This is a genomic window from Thermoanaerobacterium sp. RBIITD, from assembly GCF_900205865.1.
Taxonomy (GTDB): domain Bacteria; phylum Bacillota; class Thermoanaerobacteria; order Thermoanaerobacterales; family Thermoanaerobacteraceae; genus Thermoanaerobacterium.
The window spans coordinates 2039344-2062356 of record NZ_LT906662.1; the positions used below are offsets into that span (position 1 = coordinate 2039344).

Sequence of the window (23013 nt, forward strand, 5' to 3'; positions counted from 1 at the left end):
AAAGATGGCAAAGCAGAAATTTGAAAGAAAGAAACCCCATGCAAACATAGGAACAATAGGGCACGTTGACCATGGCAAGACAACACTGACATCAGCAATAACAATAGTATTATCAAAGCAAGGAATGGCACAAGCTACAGCATATGACGAAATAGATAAAGCGCCAGAAGAAAAAGCAAGAGGAATAACCATAAACACAATGCATGTTGAATACGAGACAGAAAAAAGGCACTATGCACACGTTGACTGCCCTGGACATGCAGACTACGTAAAGAACATGATAACAGGTGCAGCACAGATGGATGGAGCAATACTCGTTGTATCAGCAGCAGATGGACCAATGCCACAGACGAGAGAGCATATACTCTTAGCAAGGCAGGTTGGAGTACCATACATCGTAGTATTTCTAAACAAAGCAGACATGGTAGATGACGAAGAATTAATCGAATTAGTAGAGATGGAAGTAAGAGAGCTATTAAACGAATATGAATTCCCAGGAGATGACACACCAATAGTAGTAGGTTCTGCATTAAAAGCGATGGAATGTGGATGCGGCAAGAGAGAATGCCAGTGGTGCGGAAAGATATGGGAATTAATGGATGCAGTAGACAGTTATATACCAACACCAGAGAGGGATACAGATAAACCATTCCTAATGCCTGTAGAGGATGTATTCACAATAACAGGAAGAGGAACAGTTGCAACAGGAAGAGTAGAAAGAGGCAAATTAAAAGTAGGAGACGAAGTAGAAATAATAGGATTATCACAAGAGAACAAGAAGACAGTAGTAACAGGCGTAGAAATGTTCAGAAAGACACTAGATGAAGCAGAAGCAGGAGACAACATAGGAGTACTATTAAGAGGTGTAACAAGAGAAGAAGTAGAAAGAGGACAGGTATTAGCGAAACCAGGCTCAGTAAAACCGCATACGAAGTTTGAAGGGCAGGTATACGTACTGACAAAAGAAGAAGGCGGAAGACACACACCGTTCTTCAATGGATACAGACCACAGTTCTATTTCAGAACGACAGATGTAACAGGAGTAATAGACTTACCAGAGGGCACAGAGATGGTAATGCCTGGGGACCATGTAACGATGACAATAGAACTAATAACACCGATAGCAATGGAAGAAGGATTAAAATTTGCTATAAGGGAAGGCGGACACACAGTAGGAGCCGGTGTTGTTTCGAAGATTCTAGCTTAAGTTTAAAATGTGCTAATAGTGAATTTCTATTAGCACATAAATATTGTTTTGTCAAGTCTTGAAATGATGCTGCATTTAAGGTAAACTAATGAAGTTGAGCGACTTTTTATTTTAAATGTAAGATGAAAACACACGGGTGAGTGTATATGAAGTTTAATGAGATGCTTATATAGAAGGAGGGAAAATTCATGCCCAAGCAAAAAATTCGTATAAGATTAAAAGCATTTGATCATATGGTATTAGACCAATCTGCTGAGAAAATTGTTGAAACAGCAAAAAGAACAGGTGCTGAAGTATCAGGACCTATACCACTTCCAACAGAAAAGGATGTTATAACGATATTAAGAGCCCCACATAAATATAAAGATTCACGCGAACAATTTGAAACGAGAACACATAAAAGGCTTATTGATATTTTAAGCCCGACACCAAAGACGGTAGATGCTCTGATGAGGCTTGATTTACCAGCCGGTGTTGATATAGAGATTAAACTTTAAATAAAAAAGAAATTATGACGCAAAAGCGTCCGATGATTTCAGGAGGTTAAAAGATGAAAAAAGCGATACTTGGTAAAAAGCATGGAATGACACAGATATTTGTTGGAAATGATTTGATACCTGTGACGGTCGTTGAAGCTGGACCTTGTGTTGTAGTACAAAAAAAGACTAAGGAGAACGACGGATATGATGCAATTCAGGTCGGCTTCGGTGATATCAAGGAGAAGAGAGTTATAAAGCCTTTAAAAGGGCATTTTACAAAAGCAAATGTACCTTTTAAGAGATATTTAAGAGAATTCCGGTTAGATGATATAACACCATATGAAGTAGGCGCCGAAATAAAAGCTGATATATTTGCAACTGGTGATAAGGTTGATGTAATCGGCACGTCAAAAGGTAAAGGATTTGCAGGTGTTGTAAAAAGGTACAATGCAAATAGGGGACCAATGGCACACGGTTCTAAATATCACAGAAGGCCAGGTTCTATGGGTGCAAGTTCTGACCCGTCAAGGACATTTAAAGGAAAAAAATTGCCTGGACATATGGGAAATGAAAGAGTCACAGTACAGAACTTAGAAGTAATAAGGGCAGATGCAGAAAAAAATCTTTTACTTATAAAAGGCTCGGTACCTGGTACAAAAGGCTCGCTTCTTATAATAAGGGATTCCGTAAAAAATAAATAGTGAAAGGAGGAAAATCGATGCCAAAGGTAGCGGTTTTTAATATAAATGGTGAACAAATTGGTGAAATAGAATTAAGCGATAATGTTTTTGGTGTAGAAGTTAATGTACCTGTTATGCATGAAGCCGTATTAAGCTATATGGCAAGTAAGAGGCAAGGAACCCATTCAACTAAAAGACGTGGCGAAGTTAGAGGTGGTGGAATTAAGCCTTGGAGACAAAAAGGCACAGGCAGGGCACGTCAAGGAAGTATAAGAGCACCACAGTGGATAAAAGGTGGTGTTGTTTTCGGGCCAAAACCGAGAGACTATAGCTTTGACATACCAAAGAAAGTGAAAAGACTTGCATTAAAGTCAGCTTTATCATCTAAAGTCAGGGACAATGAAATAATCGTTGTTGAAGATATAAATATTGAAGAACCAAAGACGAAGAAAGTTGCTCAAATGTTAAATAATTTCAATGTTAAAAATGCATTAATTGTTATACCAGAAGGTAAGGAAAATGTGATATTATCATCAAGGAATATACCAAATGTAAAAGCAGTATATGCAAATAGATTAAATATATATGACATATTAAAATATGACAGATTTATAATAACAAAAGATGCAGTTAATAAAGTTGAGGAGGTGTATGCTTGATGGACGCAAGAGATATTATTATAAGACCAGTTGTAACAGAAAAAAGTATGAACCAGATGGCGGACAGAAAATACACCTTTATAGTAAATAAAAATGCCAACAAGATACAGATTAAGCAAGCTGCTGAGGAATTATTCGGTGTTAACGTAGAAAAAGTTTATACAATGAATTACCTTGGGAAGTTGAAGAGAATGGGCAAAAATATCGGCAGAACAAGCAGTTATAAAAAAGCGATAATCAAATTAAAGCCGAACAGCAAAGGTATCGAATTTTTTGAAGGATTGCAGGCATAATATTGTGATTTAAGGAGGGAATACAATGGGAATAAAAAAATATAATCCTACTTCACCTGGAAGAAGGCAAATGTCTGTTTTGACATTCGAAGAAGTTACTAAGGATAAACCTGAAAAATCACTTACAGTAAGCCTAAATAAAACAGGTGGACGTAATGTTTATGGTAGAATAACAGTTCGCCATCGCGGTGGCGGCCATAAGAGAAAGTATAGAATAATCGATTTTAAAAGAGATAAAGATGGTGTTCCAGGTAAAGTTGCAGCAATAGAGTATGATCCAAATAGGTCTGCATATATTGCTCTAATACATTATCTAGATGGCGAAAAAAGATATATAATAGCACCATACGGTTTAAAAGTCGGTGATATCGTAGAATCCGGTGAGAACGTCGATATTAAGATAGGCAATGCACTTCCACTTTATAATATTCCTGTTGGTACATTTATACACAATGTAGAATTAACAGCAGGAAAAGGCGGGCAGTTGGTTAGAGCGGCTGGATCGATGGCTCAACTTATGGCTAAAGAGGGAAATTATGTGCAGATAAGAATGCCTTCATCTGAAGTAAGAAGAATTAGATCAAATTGCAGAGCAACAATTGGTCAGGTTTCAAATCTTGACCACGAAAATGTCACAATAGGCAAAGCTGGCAGAACAAGATGGTTAGGAATTAGGCCGACAGTAAGAGGTTCTGTTATGAACCCTGTTGATCACCCACACGGTGGTGGCGAAGGAAAAGCTCCTGTTGGACATCCAGGACCGTTAACACCTTGGGGTAAACCAGCCTTAGGTTATAAGACACGTAAAAATAAGAAATCCTCAGATAAAATGATAGTAAAAAGTCGTAAAGCGTAATGCAGGAAGGAGGCTATAATTTTGAGTAGATCCTTAAAAAAAGGCCCATATGTTGATGAAAAACTTTTAAGAAAAATAGAAGAGATGAATAAAAATAACGAAAAGAAAGTTCTGAAGACATGGTCAAGGAGTTCAACAATATTTCCTCAAATGGTTGGCCATACTATAGCAGTACATGATGGCAGAAAGCATGTACCAATATATATAACAGAGGATATGGTAGGTCATAAATTAGGAGAATTTGCCCCAACACGTACATTCCATGGCCATTCAGACACTGAAAAGTCTACGAAAGTTCAATAGGCAAAGGAGGTAATAGTGTGGAAGTGAAGGCAGTTGCAAAATATATAAGAATTTCACCACAGAAAGCTGGCCTTGTTATGAATATGATACGCGGTAAAGACGTTAGTGAGGCTTTAGCAATTTTAAAATTCACACCTAATAAGGCAGCCGGCATCGTTGAGAAAGTGCTAAAGTCAGCTATTGCAAATGCTGAAAACAATTATGGACTTGATAGAGATAATTTATATGTACAAAAAGCTGTAGCAGATCAAGGACCTATTATGAAAAGAATGATGCCAAGGGCAATGGGAAGATCCAATTTGATGAGAAGAAGAACAAGTCACATAACAGTTGTTGTTAATGAAAAATAAAAAAGGAGGGATAAAATGGGTCAAAAAATAAATCCTCATGGCTTAAGAGTTGGTATATCACAGGATTGGGATGCAAAATGGTTTGCAAAAGATAAAGATTTTAGCAACTTGCTTATTGAAGATATAAAAATAAGGGAATTTATAAAAAAGAAGATATATACTTCAGGTGTTCCGAAGGTTGAAATAGAAAGAGCTGCAAATAGAATAAAGATTGATGTTTATACTGCAAAACCTGGTATGGTTATAGGAAAAGGCGGCGCAGGAATCGAAGAATTGAGACAAGAAATTGAAAAAATGACAAATAAAAAAGTCATAATAAACATTGTTGAAGTTAAAAATCCTGAACTCGATGCACAGCTGGTAGCTGAAAATATTGCTTCACAGCTTGAGAGAAGAATATCCTTTAGAAGAGCGATGAAACAGTCAATATCAAGGTCAATGAAACTCGGCGCTAAAGGCATAAAAGTATCATGTGCAGGAAGACTTGCAGGTGCAGAAATTGCTCGAACAGAAAGATATCATGAAGGTGTTGTGCCACTTCAGACATTAAGAGCAAACATAGATTATGGGTTTGCAGAAGCAAATACCACATATGGCAAGATCGGCGTCAAAGTATGGATAAATAAAGGAGAGATATTGCCACAGCCAAAGAAACAGGTAACAGCGGAAGGAGGCAAATAAATCATGTTAATGCCTAAAAGAGTCAAATACAGAAAACAACAAAGAGGCAGGATGAAAGGCAATGCAACGAGAGGAAATACATTAAGCTATGGTGATTTTGGACTACAGGCACTTGAAAGTGGTTGGATAACAGCTATACAGATAGAAGCTGCAAGGGTAGCTATGACAAGGTATATTAAAAGAGGCGGAAAAGTTTGGATAAAGATATTCCCTGATAAACCTGTGACAGAAAAACCTGCAGAAACACGTATGGGATCTGGAAAGGGTTCACCGGAATATTGGGTAGCTGTTGTTAAACCTGGCAGAGTACTTTTTGAAATTGCAGGTGTAACTGAAGATGTAGCGCGGGAAGCTTTGAGATTAGCTAAGCATAAACTGCCTATTAAAACAAAGTTTATAAAACGTGAAGAATTGGGTGGTGAAGAGAATGAAGGCTAAAGAGATCAGAGATTTAACAAATGAAGAATTAATGCAGAAGCTTTCCGATTTAAAGGGAGAACTTTTTAACCTTAGATTTCAACTTGCCACAGGACAACTTGATAATCCTATGAGGGTAAGAGATGTGCGAAAGTCTATAGCCAGAATTAAGACGATTTTAAGGGAAAGAGAACTTGGTAAGTTGAATGCGTAGAAAGGAGGATTTAAATTGGAAAGAGCATTAAGAAAAGTGAGAATAGGTAAAGTTGTCAGCAATAAGATGCAAAAAACAATAGTTGTCGCTGTTGAAGACAGGATAAGACATCCATTGTATAATAAGATAATTAGAAGAACAAAGAAATTTAAAGCCCATGATGAGAATAATCAATGCAATATTGGTGATATTGTTAAAATAATGGAAACAAGGCCTTTAAGCAAAGAAAAAAGGTGGAGACTTGTTGAAATAGTTAAAAAAGCAGAATGACTGAAAGGAGGTATTTAAGATGATTCAACCTCAAACGCTGTTAAAAGTTGCAGATAATACAGGTGCTAAAGAGATTATGTGTATTCACTTAATGGGAGGTTCAACAAGAAAGTTCTCAAATATAGGTGATATAATAGTTGCTTCGGTTAAAAGTGCAACACCCGGAGGTGTTGTAAAAAAAGGCGATGTTGTCAAAGCCGTTATAGTAAGAACGAGAAAGGGTATTGCAAGGAAAGATGGGACATATATAAGATTTGATGATAATGCGGCTGTAATTATAAAAGATGATTTACAACCTAGGGGAACTCGTATTTTTGGACCAGTAGCGAGAGAATTAAGAGAAAAAGATTTTATGAAGATAATTTCACTTGCACCGGAAGTTTTATAAGGAGGTGTAACAATTGGAGAGAAAAAAACTTCATGTTAAAAAAGGCGATATAGTTACAGTTATTTCAGGCAAAGATAAGGGCAAAAAAGGAAAAGTTTTAAAGGCCTTACCAAGAGAAGGGAAAATAATTGTTGAAGGTGTAAATGTAGTGACGAAACATAAAAAAGCAGGTGGACCACAGCAACAAGGTGGCATAATACATCAGGAAGCTCCAATATACAGTTCAAAAGTTATGCTATTTTGTAACACCTGTGGTACTGGCGTAAGATATGGTGTTAAGATACTTGGTGATGGTGAGAAAATTAGATATTGCAAAAAGTGTGGAGAGACATTATAAGCTCGGAAAGGAGGTTTAATATGGCAAGACTTAAGGATAAATATATAAATGAAGTTATACCTGCCCTTATGGCAAAATACTCCTATAAGAATATAATGCAGGTACCAAAAATCGAAAAAGTAGTTATAAACATGGGACTCGGTGAAGCAAGGGAAAATCCAAAAGCAATAGAGGCTGCATCTAATGACTTGTCTTTGATCACAGGACAAAAGCCGCTTGTAACAAGAGCAAAAAAATCAATTGCAAATTTCAAAATACGTTCAGGTATGCCAATAGGTATTAAAGTTACATTAAGAGGCGAGAGAATGTATGAATTTATTGACAAACTTTTTAACGTAGCATTGCCAAGAGTTAGGGATTTTAGAGGACTACCATCGAAGTCATTTGATGGCAGAGGAAATTATTCATTTGGTGTGAGAGAACAACTCATATTCCCTGAGATAGAATATGACAAAGTTGACAAAGTAAGAGGAATGGATATCATATTTGTTACAACGGCAAAAAATGATGAAGAAGCAAAAACACTCTTGGAGCTTATGGGACTGCCATTTGCTAAGTAAAGGAGGTATATAAATGGCCAGAAAGGCATTGATATTGAAGCAAAAAAAGACCCCTAAATTTAGTACAAGAGCCTACAATAGATGTAAAATTTGTGGTAGACCACATGCATATATAAGAAAATACGGAATTTGTCGTGTTTGTTTTAGAGAATATGCACATCAAGGTATAATTCCAGGCGTAAAAAAGGCAAGCTGGTAAGAGGGGAGGTATTAAGATGACAGATCCAATAGCAGATATGCTTACACGCATAAGAAATGCTAATGTAGTAAAACATGAAACAGTTGAAATACCTGCGTCAAATACAAAGAGAGCAATTGCGATGCTTATGCTTCGCGAAGGCTTTATAAAGTCAGTAGAAGAAATTGATGATGGAAAACAAGGTATATTAAAATTGACGCTTAAATACGGTCCAAATAAAGAAAGAATAATATCAGGCTTAAAAAGAATAAGTAAGCCTGGATTAAGGGTATATGCTAGGAATAACGAAATACCAAGAGTATTAGGCGGATTAGGTATGGCAGTGATATCAACACCAAAGGGTATTTTGACAGATAAGGAAGCAAAAAAAGAAGGAGTAGGTGGAGAAGTTCTCTGCTATATCTGGTAATTTATAATAGGAGGTGTAGCGTGTGTCAAGAATAGGAAGACAACCTGTAGAGATTCCAAAGGGTGTAACAGTAACTGTTGATAATAATCATGTAGTTGTTAAGGGACCGAAAGGTACTCTTGAGAGAGAATTTCCGAAATTAGTAAATATAAAATTAGAAGATAATAAAGTAATTGTTACAAGAGACAGCGATGATAAAGAATATAGAGCTATGCATGGAACTGCAAGGGCATTGATTCAGAATATGGTTAAAGGCGTAAGCACAGGATATGAAAAGAGCTTAGAAATTGTAGGTGTAGGCTATCGTGTAGCAAAACAAGGTAAAAAGATCGTTTTAACAGTTGGCTATTCACATCCTGTTGAGATAGAAGAAGAACCAGGTATAGAATTCGCTGTTGATGGTACAAATAAAATAATTGTTAAAGGGCCTGATAAGCAGCAGGTAGGTGAAATGGCTGCGAAGATTAGGAAGGTAAGACAGCCTGATGCATATAAAGGAAAGGGCATTAGATATGTAGGTGAACATGTAAGATTAAAAGAAGGTAAAACAGGTAAGAAGTAAGGGGTGATATGATGATATCAAAAATTGATAGAAATATGAGACGAAACAGACGACATTTAAGAGTAAGGAAGAAAGTATCTGGAACAAGTGAAAGACCAAGGCTTAATGTTTATAAAAGTTTAAGCCATATTTATGCACAGCTAATAGATGACGTAAAAGGCACTACAATAACACAAGCTTCAACACTCGACACAGAGCTAAAAGATATTGCAAAAGGTGCTAACAAAGAGTCTGCTAAATTGGTAGGCAAATTGATTGCAAAAAAAGCACTTGAAAAGGGAATTAAAGATGTAGTATTTGACCGTGGTGGATATATATATCATGGAACAATAAAAGAATTAGCAGATGCTGCAAGAGAAGGCGGGTTAAATTTTTAATAAGGAGGGAAATCATGGCACGTATTGATGTATCAAATCTTGACTTAAAAGAGAAAGTTGTAAGTTTAAACCGTGTTGCAAAAGTTGTTAAAGGTGGTAGAAACTTTAGATTTAGCGCAACGGTCGTAGTTGGAGATGCCGAAAAAGGATATGTAGGCGTAGGAACAGGTAAATCAACAGAAATTCCAGAAGCAATCAGAAAAGGCATTGAAGATGCTAAAAAACACCTTATAAGAGTACCTATCGTAGGTACAACAATTCCACATGATGTTGTAGGAGTATTTGGTGCAGGAAAAGTTTTATTAAAACCAGCAAAAGAAGGTACAGGAGTTATAGCAGGAGGTCCAGTGCGTGCTGTCCTTGAATCAGCTGGAATAAAAGATATTTTAACAAAATCATTAGGTTCAGCTAATTCTACAAATATGGTTTATGCTACAATAGAAGGTTTAAAATTATTGAAAACTGTAGAAGAAGTTGCAAAATTGCGCGGTATTCCTGTTGAGCAATTGCTTGGATAGGAGGATTAAAATGGCAAAATTGAAAATTACTTTAATTAGAAGTACAATAGGACGTGGAAGGTCACAAATTGATACAGTGAAGGCTTTAAAACTCAATAAAATTGGAAGTAGTTCAGTTTTGGAGGATACGCCACAAGTAAGAGGTATGATTAATAAAGTAAAACACCTGTTAAATGTGGAAGAAGTAAATGAATAGGAGGTGTAAACATTGAGGCTTCATGATTTAAAACCTGCTGAAGGTGCGAAACGTGAAAGAAAAAGAGTTGGTAGGGGTATAGGATCAGGACTTGGAAAGACATCTGGACGTGGACATAAAGGACAAAAGGCAAGAAGCGGTGGTAATGTAAGACCTGGTTTTGAAGGTGGACAGATGCCTCTAACAAGACGTTTACCAAAGAGAGGCTTTACGAATATATTTAAAAAAGAATATGCGATAGTCAATTTAAGTTTACTTGATAATTTTGAAGATGGTAGTGTTGTTACACCTGAACTTTTAATAGAGAAAGGCCTTGTTAAAAAAGTAAAGGATGGCATAAAGATCCTTGGCTCAGGTGATCTTAACAAAAAATTAACTGTTAAAGCACATAAATTCAGCAAATCAGCAGTAGAAAAAATTGAATCCGTTGGGGGAAAGGCAGAGGTGATATAAATGCTTAAAACCCTTGTCAATGCATGGAAGGTTGTGGATATTAGAAAAAAAATAATCTTTACAATATTGATGCTCATAGTATTTAGGCTTGGTTCACATATACCAGTTCCAGGTATAGATCCAAATCAAATACAAAATATACTTGGGCAAGGTACACTCTTCGGATTTTTTGATATTATATCCGGTGGTGCTTTTCGTGACTTCACTATATTTGCTATGAGCATTATTCCATACATCAATGCATCTATCATAATGCAACTTTTAACGATAGCAATACCATCCTTAGAGCAAATGGCAAAAGAAGGCGAAGAGGGCAGAAAAAAGATTGCCCAATATACACGATATATGACAGTAGTGCTTGCATTGATACAGGCCATAGGAATGACAATTGGTTTAAGAAGTGCAGTTAGAGATCCTAATTTCATTAACCTTACGATAATTGTTATTACATTGACAGCGGGTACATCATTTTTAATGTGGCTTGGTGAAAGAATAACAGAAAGCGGAGTAGGAAACGGAAGCTCCCTCATAATCTTTGCGGGTATTATTGCAAGAATACCAAATATGATATATACTACAGTACAGTATGTCGGTGCAGGTACTGCAAACATTTTTGGCGCAATAGCATTTATAATTGCGATACTTGTTATGATTGTTTCAATCATATTGATGTCTGAAGGCCAAAGAAGAATACCTGTGCAATATGCAAAAAGAGTGGTAGGTAGAAAAGTTTATGGTGGACAGTCAACACATATTCCACTCAGAATAAATATGGCTGGTGTTATTCCTCTCATATTTGCGCTTTCACTTTTACAATTTCCACAGCAGATAGCGGCATTTTTCCCGAAAACGGCATTTTATGATTTTACACAAAAATGGCTCGGGACAAATGGATGGATATACAATGTTCTTAACGTATTATTGATAATATTCTTTACTTATTTCTATACGGCGATAATATTTAATCCGATAGAAATATCAGATAACATGAAGAAGTATGGTGGATTTATTCCTGGAATAAGACCAGGTAAACCAACTACTGATTTCATTACAAAGGTTATGAATAGAGTGACATTTGTTGGTTCAATCTTTTTAGCGGCGATTGCTGTACTTCCTGTAATTTTGATGAATGTGACAGGTTTGCAGCTATACTTCGGTGGTACAGCGTTATTAATTGCCGTTGGTGTTGCACTTGAAACAATGAAACAAATAGAAGGACAGTTAATAATGCGTAATTACCAAGGATTTTTAAGATAGTTCGGGGGTAAGAATATGAGAATTATTTTACTTGGACCACCTGGAGCTGGAAAGGGAACACAGGCAGAAAGAATAACAAATGATTTTAAAATACCACATATATCAACAGGTGACATATTCAGGTACAATATAAAAAACAATACTGAACTTGGCAAGCTTGCGAAACAGTATATCGATAAAGGATTACTAGTACCTGATGCTGTTACAAACAAAATAGTAGAAGATAGGCTGTCAAAGGATGACTGTAAAAATGGTTTTCTTCTTGATGGATATCCAAGAAATGTTTCACAGGCTGAATCCCTCGAGAAATTTTTGGCCAATGAAAATTTAAAGATTGATCACGTTCTGAATATAATAGTAGATAGAGATTCCTTAGTTGAGAGATTGAGCGGAAGAAGAGTATGTCCATCTTGCGGTGCAACATATCATGTTGTTACAAAGCCACCAAAAATTGAAGGCATTTGTGATAAATGCGGAGAAAAATTAATTCAAAGAACTGACGATAACATCGAATCTGTTTTAAAGCGATTAGAAGTTTATGAAGATGAAACAAAACCTTTGATAGAGTATTACAGTAAAACAAATTTAATACGAAACATCGATGGAAATAAACCTGTTAATGAAGTTTATAATGATATACAGGCATTAATAGGAGACGACAAGTAATGATATATATTAAATCAAAAAGTGAAATAGAATTGATGCGCTTTGCTGGAAAGGTCACAGCAGAAGTACTAAATATACTTGAAAAATCAATTAAGCCAGGAATTACTACAAAAGAACTTGATACAATTGCTGAAGATTATATAAGAAGTAAAGGATGTGTTCCTGCATTTAAGGGATTATATGGATTTCCAGCAACTATATGTGCATCGATAAATAATGAAGTAGTCCATGGCATACCAGGTTTAAGAAAGCTCAATGAAGGCGATATTATAAGTATAGATACTGGCGCAATTTACCATGGGTTTAATAGCGATGCGGCAAGGACATTTGCTGTAGGCGAGGTCAGTGATAATCTAAAAAAGTTGATTGAAGTAACAAAGCAAAGTTTTTTTGAAGGAATTAAAAAAGCAACCGAACAATATAGGCTCTCAGATATATCGAATACTATTCAGACATATGTAGAAAAATACGGTTTTTCAGTTGTAAGAGAATATGTAGGCCATGGAATAGGTAGAAGAATGCATGAAGATCCGCAGATACCTAATTATGGTCCTCCGGGAAGGGGGCCAAGATTAAGAAGAGGGATGACCCTTGCTATAGAACCTATGGTCAATGAGGGAAGATATGATGTCAAGGTGATTAACAATAATTGGACGGTTGTAACTGTTGATGGCAGTCCATCGGCACATTACGAAAACACAATTATAATTACGGATGGTGAGCCGGAAATTTTGACAATAATTTAAGAGGTGAATTTAATGGAGGATACTCCAATTGGCCGTATAGTTCGGTCAAAGGCCGGAAGAGATAAAGAAAGAGTTTTTATAATTGTCGGGATTGCTAATGAAAAACATGTATTTATAGCTGACGGCGATTTGAGAAAAATTGAAAAACCAAAAAAGAAAAAATTGATTCATCTTCAAATGTATAATGAAGTCGACGAAAATATTAAACAAAAGTTATTAAAGAGAGAAACTGTTACAAATGCAGAATTAATAAAAGCTTTAAAACAGTATAAGTGTATTTAATAAGGAGGGTTTGATATCCTTGGCTAAGGATGATGTTATCGAAGTTGAAGGTAAAGTTTTAGAAGCTTTGCCTAATGCAATGTTTCAGGTAGAACTTGATAATGGGCACAAAGTTTTGGCACATATATCAGGAAAGCTAAGGATGAATTTTATCAGGATTCTACCGGGTGACAGAGTGACGTTGGAATTATCCCCATATGATCTTACAAGGGGAAGAATCGTATGGCGAGGTAAGTGATAAGGAGGTATTATAATGAAAGTAAGACCGTCGGTTAAACCGATTTGTGAAAAATGTAAAGTTATAAAGAGAAAAGGCAGAGTTATGGTAATCTGCGAAAATCCTAAGCACAAGCAAAAACAGGGTTAGGAGGTGGAAAAATGGCAAGAATCGCTGGTATTGACCTGCCAAGAGAAAAACGTGTTGAGATAGGATTGACTTATATATATGGCATTGGGCGTTCTCGCTCAAATGAGATACTATCAAAAGCGGGAGTAAATCCTGATACAAGAGTAAAAGATTTAACAGAAGATGAAATATCAAGACTTAGAGATATTATTGATAAAGAATATAAAGTTGAAGGCGATTTGAGAAGGGAAGTTTCTCTTAACGTAAAAAGACTTATAGATATAGGATGTTATAGAGGAATAAGACATAGGAAAGGCCTCCCTGTACGTGGCCAGAGGACAAGAACAAATGCGCGTACAAGAAAAGGCCCAAAGAAAACTGTTGCTAAGAAGAAGAAATAATAAGGAGGGAAATTATGGCAAAAAAAGTTAAAAAGACGGCAAAACGTCGTGAACGTAAAAATGTTGAACGTGGTGCTGCACATATACATTCAACATTTAATAATACAATTGTTACATTGACAGACATGGCAGGTAATGCATTATCATGGTCAAGTGCTGGTACATTAGGATTTAAAGGTTCAAGAAAATCTACACCATTTGCGGCACAGATGGCTGCTGAAACAGCTGCTAAAGCAGCAATGGATCATGGCTTAAAAACTGTAGATGTTTATGTTAAAGGACCCGGTGCTGGAAGAGAAGCTGCAATAAGAGCATTACAAGCTGCAGGATTAGAAGTAAGTCTTATAAAAGATGTTACACCTATTCCACATAACGGGTGCAGACCACCTAAAAGAAGAAGAGTATAAGGAGGTGCAGGAATGGCTAGATACACTGAATCCGTTTGCAAATTATGTCGTAGAGAAGGTATGAAATTATTTTTAAAAGGTGACAAATGCTACAGTGAGAAATGCCCAGTTGCAAAAAGACCATATGCACCTGGACAGCATGGACAAAATAGAAAAAAGCTTACAAACTATGCTACACAGCTTAGAGAAAAGCAAAAGCTCAGGAGATATTATGGAGTATTAGAAAGACAATTTGAGAGATACTTTGAGGAAGCTGAAAGAATGAAGGGCATAACAGGTGACAACCTACTACAGCTTCTTGAAAGAAGACTTGATAATGTTGTATATAGACTTTCAATAGCGTCTTCAAGGGCACAAGCAAGACAGCTTGTGAGACATGGCCATATTCTTGTAAATGGCAAAAAAGTTGACATTCCTTCATATTTAGTTAAAGCCGGTGACGTTATTTCTGTAAAAGATAGCAGCAAGTCACTTGAAGTAATTAAAAACAATGTTGAGGCATCTACAAATATACCTGATTGGTTAGATTTTAACAGAGATTCTATAGAGGGTAAAATTTTATCTCTGCCAACAAGAGAACACATAGACTTACCAGTTGAAGAGCACTTGATTGTTGAGTTGTATTCAAGATAATAATCGGTTACCCTCATAAACATAATAAAGGAGGGTTTAAATGATGATTGAAATTGAAAAGCCAAAAATAGAAATTGTGGAGCAATCTGATGATGAAACATATGCGAAATTTGTTGTTGAGCCACTTGAACGTGGTTACGGAATAACACTTGGTAACTCTCTAAGGCGTATTCTCTTATCATCATTGCCTGGTGCGGCGGCAAAAACGATAAAAATTGATGGTGTGTTACATGAATTTTCAACAGTCCCTGGAGTAAAGGAAGATGTAACAGAGATTATATTAAACTTAAAAGATTTAGCTGTTAGACTTTACACTGATGAACCTAAGATTGTAAGAATAGAGGCTGAAGGCAAGGGAGAAGTTACTGCTGGTGATATTATAGCGGATGGAGATGTAGAAATCATGAATCCATATCTCCATATTGCTACATTAAGTGATAATGCTAAACTCAATATGGAAATTGAATTAGTACGTGGTAAAGGATATGTTCCATCAGATAAAAATAAAGAGCCAAATCAACCGATAGGTATAATACCGGTTGATTCAATATTCACTCCTGTGAAAAAGGTAAGCTATAATGTAGAGAATACTCGTGTTGGTCAGGTGACAGACTATGACAAGCTTACTATGGAAATATGGACAAATGGGACAATAAGCCCAAAAGAAGCAATTAGCTTAGCTTCCAAAATACTTATAGACCATTTTAATTTATTTACATCTTTTGCAGACAACTATAATGATATGGAAGTATTGGTTGAAAAACCCGAAAAGAAAGCTGATAAGCCTCTTGATATGACAATAGAGGAATTGGATCTGTCTGTAAGGTCTTATAATTGTCTAAAAAGGGCCGGCATTAATACTGTACAAGACCTTGTACAAAAAACAGAAGAAGAAATGATGAAGGTAAGAAATCTTGGGAAGAAATCCTTAGTAGAAGTAGAACAAAAATTAAAAGCTTTAGGACTATCATTGCAAAAGAGTGAAGAGTAAGGAGGGCAGATAATGGGATACAGAAAACTCGGTCGACCACATGACCAAAGAAGAGCAATGCTTAGAAATCTTACAACGAGCTTTTTAAATTACGGCAGAATGGAAACTACAGAAACAAGAGCAAAAGAAGTAAAAAGTATTGCAGAAAAAATGATTACTCTTGCAAAAAAGGGAGATTTGCATTCAAGGAGACAAGCTTTAGCATATCTTACAGATGAAACAGTAGTTAAAAAATTATTTGATGAAATCGCTCCTAAATATTCTGAAAGAAATGGCGGTTATACAAGGATATTAAAACTTGGTCCTCGTAGAGGCGATGCAGCACCGCTTGCTATTATAGAACTTGTATAGACTCAAAGGGGTTAAGTTATCATTTAGACTTAACTCCTATTTTATATAAATACGTTTATTAAACCTTATACATTGAGGTTTAAATAAAGAAGGTGTCCAGATGGAAAATATAATAAAGACAGAAGACCTTACTTTTAGCTATGATGTAGATAATGGAAATGATAAGAAGATTGTATTGAATTCCTTAAATATAGAGCTCAAAGCTGGGCAGTTTATAGCAATTATAGGCCATAATGGTTCAGGAAAATCTACTCTTGCAAAACATTTTAATGCATTGCTGATACCAAATGAAGGAAATGTATTTGTTAAGGGAATGAATACAAAGGATTCTTCACATCTATGGGATATACGTCAAACGGCTGGCATGGTTTTTCAAAATCCTGATAACCAGTTGGTTGCAACTATTGTTGAAGAAGATGTGGCATTTGGACCTGAAAATTTAGGCATTGAGCCAAAAGAAATCAGAAAAAGGGTAGATCATGCTTTAGAAGCTGTTGATATGGCTAAATTCAAAGATTATGCACCACATATGTTATCAGGCGGACAAAAGCAAAGGATAGCTATAGCAGGTATTATTGCCATGAGACCTGAATGTATAGTATTAGACGAGCCAACAGCAATGCTCGATCCTATGGGGAGAAAAGAAGTTATCAATACCATTTTGAAATTGAACAAAGATGATGGTATTACAATTATTCTAATAACACATTTTATGGAAGAGGCCGTTCTTGCTGATAGAGTAATTGTTATGGATGAAGGAAATATAGCGCTCGATGGTACGCCTAAAGAAGTCTTTAGGGAGGTAACAAAGCTAAAGAGATTAGGACTTGATGTACCACAAGTTACTGAATTGGCATTTAAATTAAGGCAAGATGGAATAGATATACCCACTGAAATTTTAACGGTCGATGAGATGGTGAGGTTTATATGTCAATACAAGTAGAAAATATTTCATTTGTATATAATGAGGGAACTCCATTTGAATCAGAAGCATTAAAGGATGTTAGTTTTACAATAGAGGATAATGAATTTGTTGGCATCATAGGTCATACGGGGTCAGGCAAATCAACGCTTATACAACATTTAAATGGACTATTAAAACCGTCTTCAGGAAAGATTATTATAAATGGTATCGATATAACAAATGAAAAAAATTTAAAAGATGTAAGGAGAGAAGTCGGACTCGTATTTCAATACCCTGAACACCAACTTTTTGAAGAAACTATATACAGAGATATTGCATTCGGACCATCAAATTTAGGTCTAAGCGAAGAAGAAATAAAAGATAGGGTATTTGAGGCGATGAAGATTGTTGGGCTCGACATTAAAATAAAAGATATGTCTCCATTTGAGTTGTCTGGTGGTCAGAGAAGGCGTGTAGCTATAGCCGGAGTATTATCAATGATGCCAAAAGTTCTAATACTTGATGAACCAACGGCAGGACTTGATCCTCGCGGAAGAGATGAAATACTTGGAAATATAAAAGAGATTCACGAAAAATACAAAATGACCACTATACTTGTTTCACACAGCATGGAAGATATAGCAAAGCTTGTAGATAAAATAATTGTTATGCATGAAGGAAAAGTCGAGTTAATAGGAACGCCAAGAGAGGTATTTAAAAACGTCGAGAGATTAGAAGAAATTGGTTTAGGTATACCCCAGATAACTTATTTAATGAGAAGTCTTAAAAGACATGGCATTGATTTGCCAGATGACTTATTGACAGTAGATGAGGCAAAAAAATACATTTTGGAGTATCTTAGGGGGAAGAGAGATGTTTAAGAATATAACAATTGGTCAATATATACCTGGCAATACTTTTATACATCGATTAGACCCTAGAGTAAAAATTATTCTTTCAATAATATTTATTGTCTCATTATTTATAATAACAAATTTTTCAGGCTATATATTTATTGTATTATTTATCCTTGCAAGTGTCTATGTATCGAAAATACCGTTAAGTTATATTTTTAAAGGATTAAAACCAATTTTAATAATACTTATTTTGACTGTGGGCTTAAATATGTTTTTTACGCCTGGTGGGACATTACTTGCATCAATAGGTCCGCTAAAGATAACTTCAAATGGAGTTAGATTAGCTTTATTTATGGGTCTTAGACTTATATTCTTAATAATAGGTACATCACTCCTTACGCTTACAACATCACCAATATCATTAACAGATGGCATTGAAAGTCTTTTAAACCCTTTTAAGCGTATTGGAATGCCATCACATGAGTTGGCGATGATGATGACAATAGCACTACGGTTTATACCTACACTGCTTGAAGAAACTGATAAGATAATGAAGGCTCAAATTGCAAGAGGTGCAGATTTTGAAAGTGGGAATATTATAAAAAGAGCTAAAAATTTAGTTCCCTTATTAGTGCCATTATTTATAAGCGCTTTTAGAAGAGCAGATGAACTTGCAATTGCTATGGAAGCAAGGTGCTATAGAGGCGGCATCAATAGGACGAAATTGAAGCAGCTTAAAGTAGGGAACATAGATTATACTGCTATTACAATAACAGTTTTGCTAGTAGCGGTGCTTATATGGAATAGGTTTTGGTTATGGTGAATTTAAGAATGGTTATTGAAAAAATGCGCAATATTATGTTAGTTATTGAATATGATGGTACGAATTATCATGGATGGCAGTACCAAAAAAATGCTTTAACAGTACAGGAGATAATTACAAAGGCGATAAATAAAATAACAAGTGAAAATGTAAATTTAATTGGTTCTAGTAGAACCGATTCAGGCGTACATGCTCTATATCAGGTTGCTAATTTTAAAACAAAAACAAAAATTCCTGTAGAAAAGCTACCATATGCGATAAATAGTGTTCTTCCAGATGATATAGTAGTTAAAAGTGCTAAAGATGTTGAAGATAATTTTCATTCTAGATATTCGGCAAAAGGCAAAAGATATAGATATATAATATTTAATCGTAAATTTGAGTCGCCCATTTTAAGAAACTATAGTTGGCATGTAAGCTATAAATTAAGCTTGGAAAAAATGAAAAATTCTTTATGCTATTTTAAAGGGACACATGATTTTTCAGCTTTTAAAGCCAGTGGAAGCCCTGTGAAGGATTCAATACGGACTGTTACTGAAATAAGTTTAGAAAAAGATGAGGATATTATAAAATTTGAAATAGAAGCTGATGGTTTTTTGTACAACATGGTAAGGATAATAGTAGGAACATTAGTTGATGTTGGAATAGGTAAGATAGAGCCAATTGAAATTAAAAATATTATTGAATCAAAAAATAGAAATATGGCGGGGAAAACTGCACCACCACAAGGGCTGTATTTATTAAAAATATACTATTGACATGCAAGGTGACGTGGATTAAAATAATATTATGTAAAGTTATGCCCCGTTTATTGTAGTTTATGTGATTTAAGGAGGTAAATTAAGTGAAATCATTCATGCCAAAAAAGAATGAAATAGAAAGAAAATGGTATGTAATAGATGCCGAAGGCAAAGTCCTTGGTAGACTTGCAAGTCAAATTGCAAAGATATTATCAGGAAAAAACAAGCCAATTTATTCACCAAGTGTAGATACAGGTGATAATGTAATAGTGATAAATGCTGACAAAGTTGTCTTAACCGGTAAAAAATTAGAACAAAAGCAATACAAATACTATACAGGACATCCGGGTGGTTTGAAGTTAATACAATATAAGACACTTATGAAGACAAAACCTGAAAAAGCAATAATTAGAGCAGTAAGTGGAATGCTTCCAAAGAATAAGCTTGGTAGGAAAATGATTAAGAAACTTAGAGTTTATGCTGGTCCAGAACATAATCATGAGGCACAAAAGCCAGAAAAACTTGATATATAAGGAGGGAAAATAAAGGATGGCTTCAATTCAATTTTTTGGTACAGGTAGAAGAAAGACATCTGTTGCACGTGTAAGGTTGATACCTGGTAAAGGAAATATTATAATAAATGGCAGAACTATTGACGAATATTTTGGTATGGACACATTGAAATACACAGTTAAACAGCCTTTGATATTAACAGAAAACATAGATAAATTTGATGTATATGTAAAAGTTCAAGGTGGCGGACTGACAGGCCAAGCAGGTGCAATAAGACTTGGTATAACAAGAGCACTGATGAGAGCAGACAATGAATTAAGGCCGGTATTAAAGAAAGCTGGTTTTGTGACAAGGGACCCGAGAATGAAGGAAAGAAAAAAATACGGTCTCAAGAAAGCGAGAAAGGCACCACAATTCTCAAAAAGATAAAAGGAGCGTTATATACGCTCTTTTTTATTAACTTTTTAATTTTTTACATCAGAATTAAATGCAATTAATCATATAAATGAGTAAAAAGTAGTAAACTTGTGTATAATGAATATATCTTAGTATTAATCGCCGATAAATAGCTTTAATAAGACATAATATTGCTTGATATGACAGAAAAATCGTGGTATATTAATACCTGTCGTTGCGAGAGTGACACATAAATTAGACAGTGCTTTTTAAATACTAAATAATTACCAAAAAGTTAGTAATAAAAAATACTTGACATAATGAATAAAATTTGATATTATATAAAAGTCGCTAATAGATGCGACAGGTTGAACCTTGAAAACCGAACAGTGAGAGAAAAAGCCAGAGAATAAAAAAGAGGTAAGGATTTAAACATGAGAGTTTGATCCTGGCTCAGGACGAACGCTGGCGGCGTGCCTAACACATGCAAGTCGAGCGGAGTAAATACTACGGTATTTACTTAGCGGCGGACGGGTGAGTAACACGTGGACAATCTACCCTATAGACCGGGATAACACACCGAAAGGGGTGCTAATACCGGATAATGTCACGAGGTGGCATCATCTTGTGAAGAAAGGAGAAATCCGCTAAAGGAAGAGTCCGCGGCCCATTAGCTAGTTGGTGAGGTAAAGGCCCACCAAGGCAACGATGGGTAGCCGGCCTGAGAGGGTGAACGGCCACACTGGAACTGAGAGACGGTCCAGACTCCTACGGGAGGCAGCAGTGGGGAATATTGCGCAATGGGGGGAACCCTGACGCAGCAACGCCGCGTGAGCGAAGAAGGCCTTCGGGTCGTAAAGCTCAATAGTATGGGAAGAAAGAAATGACGGTACCATACGAAAGCCCCGGCTAACTACGTGCCAGCAGCCGCGGTAATACGTAGGGGGCGAGCGTTGTCCGGAATTACTGGGCGTAAAGAGCACGTAGGCGGCTATATAAGTCAGATGTAAAAAACCTGGGCTTAACCGAGGGGATGCAACTGAAACTATATAGCTTGAGTCAAGGAGAGGAGAGCGGAATTCCTGGTGTAGCGGTGAAATGCGTAGAGATCAGGAAGAATACCAGTGGCGAAAGCGGCTCTCTGGACTTGAACTGACGCTGAGGTGCGAAAGCGTGGGGAGCAAACAGGATTAGATACCCTGGTAGTCCACGCCGTAAACGATGGATACTAGGTGTGGGTGAGGAATCATCCGTGCCGGAGTTAACGCAATAAGTATCCCGCCTGGGGAGTACGGCCGCAAGGCTGAAACTCAAAGGAATTGACGGGGGCCCGCACAAGCAGCGGAGCATGTGGTTTAATTCGAAGCAACGCGAAGAACCTTACCAGGGCTTGACATCCACAGAATCGAGTAGAAATACTCGAGTGCCTCGTAAGAGGAGCTGTGAGACAGGTGGTGCATGGTTGTCGTCAGCTCGTGTCGTGAGATGTTGGGTTAAGTCCCGCAACGAGCGCAACCCCTGTTGGTAGTTGCCAGCGTAAAGACGGGCACTCTACCGAGACTGCCGTGGACAACACGGAGGAAGGTGGGGATGACGTCAAATCATCATGCCCTTTATGCCCTGGGCTACACACGTGCTACAATGGCCTGAACAAAGGGGAGCGAAGGAGCGATCCGGAGCGAATCCCAAAAAACAGGTCCCAGTTCAGATTGCAGGCTGCAACCCGCCTGCATGAAGACGGAGTTGCTAGTAATCGCAGATCAGCATGCTGCGGTGAATACGTTCCCGGGCCTTGTACACACCGCCCGTCACACCACGAGAGTTTACAACACCCGAAGTCAGTGAGCTAACCGAAAGGAGGCAGCTGCCGAAGGTGGGGTAAATGATTGGGGTGAAGTCGTAACAAGGTAGCCGTATCGGAAGGTGCGGCTGGATCACCTCCTTTCTAAGGAGAAAATCCTACAAAAAGTATTAAAAGGCGAATTGTAATTATTAAGAGAGAGACGATTAATTGCGCTTTCGTAATATACTAGGCGAGTGAAGCGCAGTGAGGCGTATGAGCGAAAGCGAAAGCCGTCACAACGCATAGACGGCGTTAGCCGAACAAGCGTAAGGAGCCTAAAGTATATAGAAAGCACAATTTGTCGAACGATAATAATTACAATGAGCATATCTCACTGTTCAGTTTTGAGGGTTAAACCCTCAGCATGGTTATGGGGGTGTAGCTCAGTTGGGAGAGCACCTGCCTTGCAAGCAGGGGGTCAGGAGTTCGAATCTCCTCATCTCCACCAT

Annotated in this window: 39 protein-coding genes, 1 tRNA gene and 1 rRNA gene; all 41 read left to right on the forward strand. The window is 36.7% G+C overall.

Annotated features, from left to right (window positions below):
- The first annotated feature begins 4 nt into the window (after positions 1 to 4).
- The 41 genes from tuf (at position 5) to CPG45_RS09985 (ending at position 23012) form a co-directional block, all read left to right on the forward strand.
- The gene (gene tuf, locus CPG45_RS09785; RefSeq protein ID WP_096231734.1) at positions 5 to 1207 is read left to right on the forward strand and encodes an elongation factor Tu; all 1203 of its coding nucleotides are present in this window, start codon (positions 5 to 7) and stop codon (positions 1205 to 1207) included.
- A 188-nt stretch (positions 1208 to 1395) separates the two neighbouring features.
- Positions 1396 to 1704: a 30S ribosomal protein S10 gene (gene rpsJ / locus CPG45_RS09790; protein WP_096231735.1), complete on the forward strand. Its 309-nt coding sequence runs from the start codon at positions 1396 to 1398 to the stop codon at positions 1702 to 1704.
- Between the two features lie 53 nt (positions 1705 to 1757).
- On the forward strand, positions 1758 to 2387 hold the full coding sequence (rplC, locus tag CPG45_RS09795; RefSeq protein ID WP_096231736.1) for a 50S ribosomal protein L3: 630 nt from the start codon (positions 1758 to 1760) through the stop codon (positions 2385 to 2387).
- Between the two features lie 17 nt (positions 2388 to 2404).
- Positions 2405 to 3025 (forward strand): 50S ribosomal protein L4, encoded by a 621-nt coding sequence (rplD, locus tag CPG45_RS09800; RefSeq protein ID WP_096231737.1) that lies wholly within the window; start codon positions 2405 to 2407, stop codon positions 3023 to 3025.
- The gene (gene rplW, locus CPG45_RS09805) at positions 3025 to 3318 is read left to right on the forward strand and encodes a 50S ribosomal protein L23 (RefSeq protein ID WP_096231738.1); all 294 of its coding nucleotides are present in this window, start codon (positions 3025 to 3027) and stop codon (positions 3316 to 3318) included. The genes rplD and rplW overlap by 1 nt, the downstream gene beginning before the upstream one ends.
- Positions 3319 to 3343: 25 nt before the next feature.
- Positions 3344 to 4174 carry a 50S ribosomal protein L2 gene (gene rplB, locus CPG45_RS09810; protein ID WP_096231739.1) on the forward strand — a complete coding sequence of 277 codons (831 nt, stop codon included), beginning with the start codon at positions 3344 to 3346 and terminating at the stop codon, positions 4172 to 4174.
- Between the two features lie 21 nt (positions 4175 to 4195).
- Complete coding sequence (gene rpsS, locus CPG45_RS09815; protein ID WP_096231740.1) at positions 4196 to 4477, forward strand: 30S ribosomal protein S19; 282 nt, start codon at positions 4196 to 4198, stop codon at positions 4475 to 4477.
- 17 nt (positions 4478 to 4494) lie between these two features.
- Complete coding sequence (rplV, locus tag CPG45_RS09820) at positions 4495 to 4827, forward strand: 50S ribosomal protein L22 (RefSeq protein WP_096231741.1); 333 nt, start codon at positions 4495 to 4497, stop codon at positions 4825 to 4827.
- 15 nt (positions 4828 to 4842) lie between these two features.
- Positions 4843 to 5508, forward strand: coding sequence for a 30S ribosomal protein S3 (gene rpsC, locus CPG45_RS09825; RefSeq protein WP_096231742.1), 666 nt, complete (start codon positions 4843 to 4845; stop codon positions 5506 to 5508).
- A 3-nt stretch (positions 5509 to 5511) separates the two neighbouring features.
- Positions 5512 to 5946: a 50S ribosomal protein L16 gene (rplP, locus tag CPG45_RS09830; RefSeq protein ID WP_096231743.1), complete on the forward strand. Its 435-nt coding sequence runs from the start codon at positions 5512 to 5514 to the stop codon at positions 5944 to 5946.
- Positions 5936 to 6139 (forward strand): 50S ribosomal protein L29, encoded by a 204-nt coding sequence (gene rpmC / locus CPG45_RS09835; RefSeq protein ID WP_096231744.1) that lies wholly within the window; start codon positions 5936 to 5938, stop codon positions 6137 to 6139. The genes rplP and rpmC overlap by 11 nt, the downstream gene beginning before the upstream one ends.
- Positions 6140 to 6154: 15 nt before the next feature.
- On the forward strand, positions 6155 to 6409 hold the full coding sequence (rpsQ, locus tag CPG45_RS09840; RefSeq protein WP_096231745.1) for a 30S ribosomal protein S17: 255 nt from the start codon (positions 6155 to 6157) through the stop codon (positions 6407 to 6409).
- Between the two features lie 19 nt (positions 6410 to 6428).
- Positions 6429 to 6797: a 50S ribosomal protein L14 gene (gene rplN / locus CPG45_RS09845; RefSeq protein ID WP_096231746.1), complete on the forward strand. Its 369-nt coding sequence runs from the start codon at positions 6429 to 6431 to the stop codon at positions 6795 to 6797.
- Positions 6798 to 6810: 13 nt separating this feature from the next.
- Complete coding sequence (gene rplX / locus CPG45_RS09850) at positions 6811 to 7134, forward strand: 50S ribosomal protein L24 (protein ID WP_096231747.1); 324 nt, start codon at positions 6811 to 6813, stop codon at positions 7132 to 7134.
- A 20-nt stretch (positions 7135 to 7154) separates the two neighbouring features.
- Positions 7155 to 7694: a 50S ribosomal protein L5 gene (rplE, locus tag CPG45_RS09855; RefSeq protein WP_096231748.1), complete on the forward strand. Its 540-nt coding sequence runs from the start codon at positions 7155 to 7157 to the stop codon at positions 7692 to 7694.
- Between the two features lie 13 nt (positions 7695 to 7707).
- Positions 7708 to 7893 carry a type Z 30S ribosomal protein S14 gene (locus CPG45_RS09860; RefSeq protein WP_013296990.1) on the forward strand — a complete coding sequence of 62 codons (186 nt, stop codon included), beginning with the start codon at positions 7708 to 7710 and terminating at the stop codon, positions 7891 to 7893.
- Between the two features lie 10 nt (positions 7894 to 7903).
- On the forward strand, positions 7904 to 8302 hold the full coding sequence (gene rpsH / locus CPG45_RS09865; protein ID WP_172856638.1) for a 30S ribosomal protein S8: 399 nt from the start codon (positions 7904 to 7906) through the stop codon (positions 8300 to 8302).
- A 22-nt stretch (positions 8303 to 8324) separates the two neighbouring features.
- Positions 8325 to 8864 carry a 50S ribosomal protein L6 gene (gene rplF, locus CPG45_RS09870; RefSeq protein WP_096231750.1) on the forward strand — a complete coding sequence of 180 codons (540 nt, stop codon included), beginning with the start codon at positions 8325 to 8327 and terminating at the stop codon, positions 8862 to 8864.
- Between the two features lie 11 nt (positions 8865 to 8875).
- Complete coding sequence (gene rplR, locus CPG45_RS09875) at positions 8876 to 9241, forward strand: 50S ribosomal protein L18 (RefSeq protein ID WP_096231751.1); 366 nt, start codon at positions 8876 to 8878, stop codon at positions 9239 to 9241.
- Between the two features lie 14 nt (positions 9242 to 9255).
- Positions 9256 to 9759, forward strand: coding sequence for a 30S ribosomal protein S5 (gene rpsE / locus CPG45_RS09880; protein WP_096231752.1), 504 nt, complete (start codon positions 9256 to 9258; stop codon positions 9757 to 9759).
- A gap of 10 nt (positions 9760 to 9769) precedes the next feature.
- Positions 9770 to 9955, forward strand: coding sequence for a 50S ribosomal protein L30 (rpmD, locus tag CPG45_RS09885; protein WP_096231753.1), 186 nt, complete (start codon positions 9770 to 9772; stop codon positions 9953 to 9955).
- 12 nt (positions 9956 to 9967) lie between these two features.
- Entirely contained in the window at positions 9968 to 10408 is a 441-nt protein-coding gene (rplO, locus tag CPG45_RS09890; protein WP_096231754.1) for a 50S ribosomal protein L15, read from the forward strand.
- Positions 10409 to 11665 (forward strand): preprotein translocase subunit SecY, encoded by a 1257-nt coding sequence (gene secY / locus CPG45_RS09895; RefSeq protein WP_096231755.1) that lies wholly within the window; start codon positions 10409 to 10411, stop codon positions 11663 to 11665.
- 15 nt (positions 11666 to 11680) lie between these two features.
- Entirely contained in the window at positions 11681 to 12331 is a 651-nt protein-coding gene (locus CPG45_RS09900) for an adenylate kinase (RefSeq protein WP_096231756.1), read from the forward strand.
- Positions 12331 to 13077: a type I methionyl aminopeptidase gene (gene map / locus CPG45_RS09905; protein WP_096231757.1), complete on the forward strand. Its 747-nt coding sequence runs from the start codon at positions 12331 to 12333 to the stop codon at positions 13075 to 13077. Before CPG45_RS09900 ends, map begins: the two co-directional genes overlap by 1 nt.
- Positions 13078 to 13089: 12 nt before the next feature.
- Positions 13090 to 13359, forward strand: coding sequence for a KOW domain-containing RNA-binding protein (locus CPG45_RS09910; RefSeq protein ID WP_096231758.1), 270 nt, complete (start codon positions 13090 to 13092; stop codon positions 13357 to 13359).
- Between the two features lie 19 nt (positions 13360 to 13378).
- On the forward strand, positions 13379 to 13597 hold the full coding sequence (gene infA / locus CPG45_RS09915; protein ID WP_096231759.1) for a translation initiation factor IF-1: 219 nt from the start codon (positions 13379 to 13381) through the stop codon (positions 13595 to 13597).
- Positions 13598 to 13612: 15 nt separating this feature from the next.
- Positions 13613 to 13726, forward strand: a complete 114-nt coding sequence (gene rpmJ, locus CPG45_RS09920; RefSeq protein WP_003373491.1) for a 50S ribosomal protein L36 — start codon at positions 13613 to 13615, stop codon at positions 13724 to 13726.
- A gap of 11 nt (positions 13727 to 13737) precedes the next feature.
- Positions 13738 to 14106, forward strand: coding sequence for a 30S ribosomal protein S13 (gene rpsM / locus CPG45_RS09925; RefSeq protein ID WP_096231760.1), 369 nt, complete (start codon positions 13738 to 13740; stop codon positions 14104 to 14106).
- Positions 14107 to 14120: 14 nt separating this feature from the next.
- Positions 14121 to 14513, forward strand: coding sequence for a 30S ribosomal protein S11 (rpsK, locus tag CPG45_RS09930; protein WP_096231761.1), 393 nt, complete (start codon positions 14121 to 14123; stop codon positions 14511 to 14513).
- A 12-nt stretch (positions 14514 to 14525) separates the two neighbouring features.
- A complete protein-coding gene (gene rpsD, locus CPG45_RS09935) occupies positions 14526 to 15146 on the forward strand; it encodes a 30S ribosomal protein S4 (RefSeq protein ID WP_096231762.1) in 621 nt (206 codons plus the stop codon).
- Between the two features lie 43 nt (positions 15147 to 15189).
- Positions 15190 to 16137, forward strand: coding sequence for a DNA-directed RNA polymerase subunit alpha (locus CPG45_RS09940; protein ID WP_157732445.1), 948 nt, complete (start codon positions 15190 to 15192; stop codon positions 16135 to 16137).
- Between the two features lie 12 nt (positions 16138 to 16149).
- The gene (gene rplQ, locus CPG45_RS09945) at positions 16150 to 16488 is read left to right on the forward strand and encodes a 50S ribosomal protein L17 (protein WP_096231764.1); all 339 of its coding nucleotides are present in this window, start codon (positions 16150 to 16152) and stop codon (positions 16486 to 16488) included.
- Between the two features lie 100 nt (positions 16489 to 16588).
- Positions 16589 to 17431, forward strand: coding sequence for an energy-coupling factor transporter ATPase (locus CPG45_RS09950; protein ID WP_096231765.1), 843 nt, complete (start codon positions 16589 to 16591; stop codon positions 17429 to 17431).
- A complete protein-coding gene (locus CPG45_RS09955; RefSeq protein WP_096231766.1) occupies positions 17416 to 18273 on the forward strand; it encodes an energy-coupling factor transporter ATPase in 858 nt (285 codons plus the stop codon). The genes CPG45_RS09950 and CPG45_RS09955 overlap by 16 nt, the downstream gene beginning before the upstream one ends.
- Entirely contained in the window at positions 18266 to 19072 is an 807-nt protein-coding gene (locus tag CPG45_RS09960; RefSeq protein ID WP_096231767.1) for an energy-coupling factor transporter transmembrane component T family protein, read from the forward strand. Before CPG45_RS09955 ends, CPG45_RS09960 begins: the two co-directional genes overlap by 8 nt.
- Before the next feature lie 23 nt (positions 19073 to 19095).
- Positions 19096 to 19830, forward strand: a complete 735-nt coding sequence (truA, locus tag CPG45_RS09965; RefSeq protein WP_096233557.1) for a tRNA pseudouridine(38-40) synthase TruA — start codon at positions 19096 to 19098, stop codon at positions 19828 to 19830.
- 86 nt (positions 19831 to 19916) lie between these two features.
- Positions 19917 to 20345: a 50S ribosomal protein L13 gene (gene rplM, locus CPG45_RS09970; protein WP_096231768.1), complete on the forward strand. Its 429-nt coding sequence runs from the start codon at positions 19917 to 19919 to the stop codon at positions 20343 to 20345.
- A gap of 16 nt (positions 20346 to 20361) precedes the next feature.
- Positions 20362 to 20754, forward strand: a complete 393-nt coding sequence (gene rpsI, locus CPG45_RS09975) for a 30S ribosomal protein S9 (protein ID WP_096231769.1) — start codon at positions 20362 to 20364, stop codon at positions 20752 to 20754.
- 397 nt (positions 20755 to 21151) lie between these two features.
- Positions 21152 to 22666: ribosomal RNA gene (locus CPG45_RS09980) — 16S ribosomal RNA — on the forward strand.
- Between the two features lie 270 nt (positions 22667 to 22936).
- A tRNA-Ala gene (locus CPG45_RS09985) sits at positions 22937 to 23012 on the forward strand.
- The last annotated feature ends 1 nt before the right edge of the window (position 23013 follow it).

Bases quoted from the DNA above. Each gene is read 5' to 3' on its own strand.
- tuf (WP_096231734.1), top strand. From the start codon at position 5: ATGGCAAAGCAGAAATTTGAAAGAAAGAAACCCCATGCAAACATAGGA.
- rpsJ (WP_096231735.1), top strand. From the start codon at position 1,396: ATGCCCAAGCAAAAAATTCGTATAAGATTAAAAGCATTTGATCATATG.
- rplC (WP_096231736.1), top strand. From the start codon at position 1,758: ATGAAAAAAGCGATACTTGGTAAAAAGCATGGAATGACACAGATATTT.
- rplD (WP_096231737.1), top strand. From the start codon at position 2,405: ATGCCAAAGGTAGCGGTTTTTAATATAAATGGTGAACAAATTGGTGAA.
- rplW (WP_096231738.1), top strand. From the start codon at position 3,025: ATGGACGCAAGAGATATTATTATAAGACCAGTTGTAACAGAAAAAAGT.
- rplB (WP_096231739.1), top strand. From the start codon at position 3,344: ATGGGAATAAAAAAATATAATCCTACTTCACCTGGAAGAAGGCAAATG.
- rpsC (WP_096231742.1), top strand. From the start codon at position 4,843: ATGGGTCAAAAAATAAATCCTCATGGCTTAAGAGTTGGTATATCACAG.
- rplP (WP_096231743.1), top strand. From the start codon at position 5,512: ATGTTAATGCCTAAAAGAGTCAAATACAGAAAACAACAAAGAGGCAGG.
- rpmC (WP_096231744.1), top strand. From the start codon at position 5,936: ATGAAGGCTAAAGAGATCAGAGATTTAACAAATGAAGAATTAATGCAG.
- rplN (WP_096231746.1), top strand. From the start codon at position 6,429: ATGATTCAACCTCAAACGCTGTTAAAAGTTGCAGATAATACAGGTGCT.
- rplE (WP_096231748.1), top strand. From the start codon at position 7,155: ATGGCAAGACTTAAGGATAAATATATAAATGAAGTTATACCTGCCCTT.
- CPG45_RS09860 (WP_013296990.1), top strand. From the start codon at position 7,708: ATGGCCAGAAAGGCATTGATATTGAAGCAAAAAAAGACCCCTAAATTT.
- rplR (WP_096231751.1), top strand. From the start codon at position 8,876: ATGATATCAAAAATTGATAGAAATATGAGACGAAACAGACGACATTTA.
- rpsE (WP_096231752.1), top strand. From the start codon at position 9,256: ATGGCACGTATTGATGTATCAAATCTTGACTTAAAAGAGAAAGTTGTA.
- rpmD (WP_096231753.1), top strand. From the start codon at position 9,770: ATGGCAAAATTGAAAATTACTTTAATTAGAAGTACAATAGGACGTGGA.
- secY (WP_096231755.1), top strand. From the start codon at position 10,409: ATGCTTAAAACCCTTGTCAATGCATGGAAGGTTGTGGATATTAGAAAA.
- CPG45_RS09900 (WP_096231756.1), top strand. From the start codon at position 11,681: ATGAGAATTATTTTACTTGGACCACCTGGAGCTGGAAAGGGAACACAG.
- map (WP_096231757.1), top strand. From the start codon at position 12,331: ATGATATATATTAAATCAAAAAGTGAAATAGAATTGATGCGCTTTGCT.
- CPG45_RS09910 (WP_096231758.1), top strand. From the start codon at position 13,090: ATGGAGGATACTCCAATTGGCCGTATAGTTCGGTCAAAGGCCGGAAGA.
- rpmJ (WP_003373491.1), top strand. From the start codon at position 13,613: ATGAAAGTAAGACCGTCGGTTAAACCGATTTGTGAAAAATGTAAAGTT.
- rpsM (WP_096231760.1), top strand. From the start codon at position 13,738: ATGGCAAGAATCGCTGGTATTGACCTGCCAAGAGAAAAACGTGTTGAG.
- rpsK (WP_096231761.1), top strand. From the start codon at position 14,121: ATGGCAAAAAAAGTTAAAAAGACGGCAAAACGTCGTGAACGTAAAAAT.
- rpsD (WP_096231762.1), top strand. From the start codon at position 14,526: ATGGCTAGATACACTGAATCCGTTTGCAAATTATGTCGTAGAGAAGGT.
- CPG45_RS09940 (WP_157732445.1), top strand. From the start codon at position 15,190: ATGATTGAAATTGAAAAGCCAAAAATAGAAATTGTGGAGCAATCTGAT.
- rplQ (WP_096231764.1), top strand. From the start codon at position 16,150: ATGGGATACAGAAAACTCGGTCGACCACATGACCAAAGAAGAGCAATG.
- CPG45_RS09950 (WP_096231765.1), top strand. From the start codon at position 16,589: ATGGAAAATATAATAAAGACAGAAGACCTTACTTTTAGCTATGATGTA.
- CPG45_RS09955 (WP_096231766.1), top strand. From the start codon at position 17,416: ATGTCAATACAAGTAGAAAATATTTCATTTGTATATAATGAGGGAACT.
- CPG45_RS09960 (WP_096231767.1), top strand. From the start codon at position 18,266: ATGTTTAAGAATATAACAATTGGTCAATATATACCTGGCAATACTTTT.
- truA (WP_096233557.1), top strand. From the start codon at position 19,096: ATGCGCAATATTATGTTAGTTATTGAATATGATGGTACGAATTATCAT.
- rpsI (WP_096231769.1), top strand. From the start codon at position 20,362: ATGGCTTCAATTCAATTTTTTGGTACAGGTAGAAGAAAGACATCTGTT.